The organism is Hyphomonas sp., assembly GCF_041689225.1.
Lineage (GTDB): Bacteria > Pseudomonadota > Alphaproteobacteria > Caulobacterales > Hyphomonadaceae > Hyphomonas.
Genome location: NZ_JBDNGN010000119.1, coordinates 1 through 5,165, shown reverse-complemented (window position 1 = coordinate 5,165; position 5,165 = coordinate 1). Strand labels below are relative to the sequence as shown.

The following is a 5,165-nucleotide window of genomic DNA, read 5'->3' as shown; positions in this document are numbered from 1 at the left end:
GGAACGGCGCAGGTCAATCTGCGCGGTCTCGGCGCGAACCGAACGCTTGTGCTGCTTAATGGGCGGCGGGTTGTTGCAGGCGGTTCCGGCGCAAACAGCTCGGTAGATCTTAACATGATCCCGGTCTCGCTCCTCCAGCGCGTCGAAGTCCTGAAGGATGGGGCGTCAGCTGTGTACGGCGCCGATGCTGTATCTGGTGTCGTGAACCTCATTACCAAGGATGAATTTGAGGGGTTTAGGCTCGATTCAAAATTCGGCATCTCCGATCAGGGGGACGCCGAAGAATATCTCCTCGACATGACATGGGGTGTCGTCAACGACCGCGGCAGCCTGATGTTCAATGCGAGCTACCAAAACAATCTTGACGCGCCGCTTGATGTGCGGGCGCCCTGTGCTTTGGCGGATCTTGATGGAGATGGCGATCTCGAGTGTACATCGGGGAGTTCGAGCACGGCCGGTGGCCGGGCAGTTTTGCCGAATGGCGATCAGATCAATTTCATTGGCGGCGATGCGTATGAGCCCTTCAGCCTTGCTGCGCATGGATTCAATTCCAATCCGTTCTTCAATGCCTCCAATCCCGTCGAGCGCGTAAGCTTTGCGGCCATTGGTAACTATGAAATTACGGATTCGATACGGTTCTTCAGTGAAGCGTTGTTCAACTGGCGTACGTCGAACCAGCCCGGATCACCGGCAACATTGACCAATATTGCATTCGATGCGTCCCATCCGACAAACCCCACTGGCGAAGACATTATTCTTCTGCGCCGCCGTACGGCCGAATTCGGTTCCAGGCAGTTCGAGCAGGATGTTTCGACTTGGCGGCTGGTCGCTGGTATTGAGGGCGATCTGTGGGAAGGCTGGAATTATGACCTGTCTTTGAACTGGGGCAGGAACACGGCCGTCGATGCGCTGCAGAACAATATTAATACGCAGCGCCTGGCCGAAACCCTTGATCCCGCGCTATGCGGGACAAACGGTATTCCCTGCGCGGATATTCTGGGTGAAGGTGACCTGACTCCGGCAGTAGGAGACTATATCCTGATCAACCAGCGCGACACCGGCGGAAACGAGCAGATCAGCCTTACCGGCAATATCTCTGGCGCGCTGTTTGACCTGCCTGCCGGGCCTGTCGGGTTTGCTGCGGGGTTCGAGTATCGTCAGGACAAGGGCTGGCTTGAGCCGGATTCGCTACTTGTCGCGGGTTTTGCGCTCGGCAATGCGCAGGATCCGGTAAGCGGTTCGATCGAAGCGCAGGAACTCTACGCAGAGGTTAATGTGCCATTGCTAAGAGACCTTCCGCTCGCTCAAGCCGTCGATCTTGATCTGGCCGTGCGGTATTCCGACTATGATCTCTTCGGTTCGGATGAAAACTATAAGGTTGGACTGAACTGGAGCTTGGTCCGCGACTTCAAGCTACGCGGTACCTATTCGACAGCCTTCCGGGTCCCAAGTGTCACAGAGCTTTTTTCCGGCGTGAGTGAAGGCCAGATCCCGACAACCGATCCCTGTTCCAACTGGTCGTCGATGGATCCGTCCAGCAACATCTATCAGAACTGCCAGGCTGCCGGTGTACCGGTTGGTTACACCCAGCTGGGGTCAGTCATTCTGACCGACCAAGGGGGCAATCCGAACCTGGAACCTGAGGACGCGACAACGTTCACGATCGGCGCTGTTTATCAGCCCAGTATCGTTCCCGGACTTTCGATCACGGTCGATTACTTCGATATCGAGATCCAGGACGCTATCCGCCAGACGTCGGGCTCTACAAAACTTGCATCCTGCTACACGTCCGTTGGCCTTTCCCATCCGTTCTGTGGACCGACTCACCAATCGCGCAATGCCTTGACTGGAGATATCGATTTCCTGTCTGCGCAAAGCTCCAACACGGGTGATGAAGTCATGCAGGGGATCGACATCAGCGCGACCTATGATTTTGCAACGGGTAACATAGAACACTCGGTGAAAGTTCAGGCCACTCACCTTATGAAATACGAGGTAACAGCTTTCGATGGTGACGCGCCCTTCGTCTATGACGGCGGCGTTGGTTGTTGTGATGGCGGCTATCCGTCATGGCGCGCGACAGGATCCTGGTCGGCCAGCTCCGGTCCCTGGAATGGAACCTACAGTGCACAGCTTATTGGTTCGGCAACGGATTACTTTGGCACTCCCGGTTCAATTGGAACCGACATTGATGCTGTCCTCTATCACAATATCCAAGGTGGTTATCAGCTTACAGAAAACCTGAAATTGAGTGCGGGTGTTGACAACCTGTTCGACAAGAAAGCCCCTTATGTCAGTTCTTGGTCGGACGGCAATACCGATACCCTGACCTATTCGTTGCTCGGACGATACTACTACGCCCGCGCAACCTGGGTTCTGGACTAAACGCTGAGGCGGTTGCCGGCTTGAGTGTGAATGTACCCCTGCCTCAAGCCGGCAATTCGCCAAATCTAATGTAATCCTCAAAACATCGGAGTTTGAGATGTTGCTTGCGCGAATGAAGGCAGCTGCTGCGCTGATCGGATCTATGGTGCTGCTTTCACCTGTCGCTCATGCACATGGTATTTCGGAGGAAGCGCGACGCAGAATGCTGGAAGGGGGAGATCTTCAGTATCTGATCCTGGGCGCCGAGCACATGATCACGGGTTATGATCATTTGCTCTTCTTGTTTGGGGTCATGTTCTTCCTGACGAGTTTTTCGTCAATTCTTCGCTTCGTCACAGCTTTCACGATCGGCCATACGATCACGCTGATTACTGCTACATATCTGGGCATCACGGCTAATTACTTCTTTATCGATGCGATCATTGCCCTGACGGTGATCTACAAGGGATTTGAAAACCTGGATGGTTTTCCGAAAGTGTTCGGCACAAAGTCACCCAATCTGTTGCTGATGGTTGTGTTGTTCGGCCTGATCCATGGATTCGGGCTCTCGACGCGGCTACAGCAGCTGCCAATTCGGGAGGATTCCGGCCTGCTGATGCACATTCTGTCATTCAATGTGGGCGTGGAGTTCGGTCAGATCGCTGCGCTCGTTGTGATGTGGCTCGCTCTGAACCTGCTCAGACGGACAAGGCATTTCGGATCTGCAAGCGTCTTCATCAATGCGGGCCTGATATTCGCTGGCTTCGTCCTGTTCCTGATGCAGACTCACGGCCTGTTCCATACCACAATGCGTGAAGAATATCCGATCAGCCGAGATGATCACATTCACGCTCACCTTGAAATGGGATCAACGGGACAGCAGCAGGCCCCCGCGGCGTCTGCTACGTCCAGCTCAGCATCTGCAGTGCCTGCGACGACTGCCCAGACCAGCGACGAGGCGCATGGGTACTCGCATGCGGCTGACGGGTCGCACGTTATGCCAGGAGAAGCGAAGCCAGCCATGACGGTTGCCGCGACACCAAACTCCCCTGAATACATTCAGCTGGCGAACAATGTCGAGATCATCGAAAGTGTTCAGGAGGCCATGAACAGCGGCAGCGCCACCTTCTCGCATGAAGGATATTTCGGTCCACTCCTGTTCGGTGAAGAGCTACGCGCCTATACGCTTCGCCTTGAGCCGGGCATGTTCCTTTCGGAGCATCCACACCCGACCGAGAGCATCGTCTATACGATAAGCGGCCGTTATGTGCTGTGCAGCGAAGGCAAGCGGAAGGTGATGGAAGCCGGGTCGATCTTCCACTTCGGCTCGAACATGCCAACTGGCTGGGAAGCGCCGTTTGCGGAAGGTGCCGAGATTCTGATCTTCAAGAAGAGGCGCGATGGCGAAAATTACGAGTCGTTTGTCACTGGCATCGGCGAGATGGCTGCAAAGCTGGATGTGCAGATGAAGGATGGCGAGCCGTTCTACTATCATCAATTGCCCGCTGACCACCCGGCCATCCAGTTCGCCCGGGCTAAGAATCCGGACTTCAATGCCGTGCTGGAGGCCTCTGGGGCAGCCGAATAATCCACACCAAGAACAGATTAAAAAGGAGAATGCCTATGAATAGGACGTTCCTTGCCGCGTCACTGCTGGCTCTGAGTTTGGGCGGATGTGCCGCAAACACTTCCTCCGTAGCCCATGCCTCAGAGCAAGCTGCGCAAACCGGTGTGCAATGGAGCCTCGTCGATACGATTGATGTCGAGGCGATCAATTCCGATCTCGAAATCGGGAAACCGACTGTCGATATCGGTCTATATTATCCATCGAATCTTCACCCGGACGCAGTCGAAATACTACCGCTTGGCGGACTAGTGGAAGAGTTCCAGAACGCCAAAAAGGTCTTTGAGCCGACCGGTGTCCAGCTCAATCTTCTTTGGGTCAAAACAGGGACGGTCGATCCTTCGCATCTGGCGATCTCTGCTTCGAAATGGGAGACCGAGCTGCCTTCTGGTGGCTATGGTAACATGTATGTCCAGAGCGCCATCCATCCGACAGAAATGTCGGATGGAGCTGTGGAGTCTTTCGAAACCATTATCGAACCGGCACTCCAAAACAGTCGTACCGTCTATCTGGTCGCGATGCAGAATGTTTACATGCCGTACTATGAGGATCTCGACGGCGGACGTAACTGGGCCCCAAAAATGGTGAACACCTCTGGGCTTTCGTTCCCATCTTACTCCTACGCCGATACCATACCTAACCGGATACGTGGCGTGATCACGCTTACAAAGCACGACTCAACCAACAAGTTGACGATTGCGCATGAGCTGGGTCACAAGCTGATGAATGTGAGCCATGAGTACCGGGATGTGAGTCCGCAGCACGAGATCCGTTCGGATGAGGGATTGATGCTCTATGGGTCTGGGACAGAGATACCGTCCGGGCAGGATGGGCGCTGGCACCAGGAACGCCTGCTTCTCTCGCCATATATCTATCGTACCGATGCGACCGGCGAACGAAACTGGAATGCCGATTATCAGGCTGGCGGCGTTTACTATGATCCCATATACGCGAATGCAGCGATCCAGTTCGATTAGGTGTATTGGCTAGGAACATCCAGCAATCAGGATCGATCATAGGTGAAGGCGCATGGCCATGAGCTATGACTGAATCTGGTGTTTGAGCGGTTTGAAGGTTGGCGGCGTATCTGGTTGTTTTGTTGTTGTGAGACAGCAACCCAACCCAAGGAGATACACCACCATGGAAACGAGTAACATTGTTGATTTTGCGCGTCGAG

Annotated in this window: 3 protein-coding genes; all 3 read left to right on the top strand. The window is 54.4% G+C overall.

Annotated features, from left to right (window positions below; all coding sequences use genetic code 11):
- Positions 1-2,385: TonB-dependent receptor domain-containing protein (locus ACESNB_RS11945; protein ID WP_373007576.1), on the top strand; the 2,385-nt coding region annotated here is incomplete at its 5' end.
- 97 nt (positions 2,386-2,482) lie between these two features.
- Positions 2,483-3,952, top strand: a complete 1,470-nt coding sequence (locus ACESNB_RS11940; protein WP_373007574.1) for a HupE/UreJ family protein — start codon at positions 2,483-2,485, stop codon at positions 3,950-3,952.
- A gap of 35 nt (positions 3,953-3,987) precedes the next feature.
- Positions 3,988-4,965 (top strand): hypothetical protein, encoded by a 978-nt coding sequence (locus tag ACESNB_RS11935; RefSeq protein ID WP_373007572.1) that lies wholly within the window; start codon positions 3,988-3,990, stop codon positions 4,963-4,965.
- Positions 4,966-5,165: the final 200 nt, after the last annotated feature.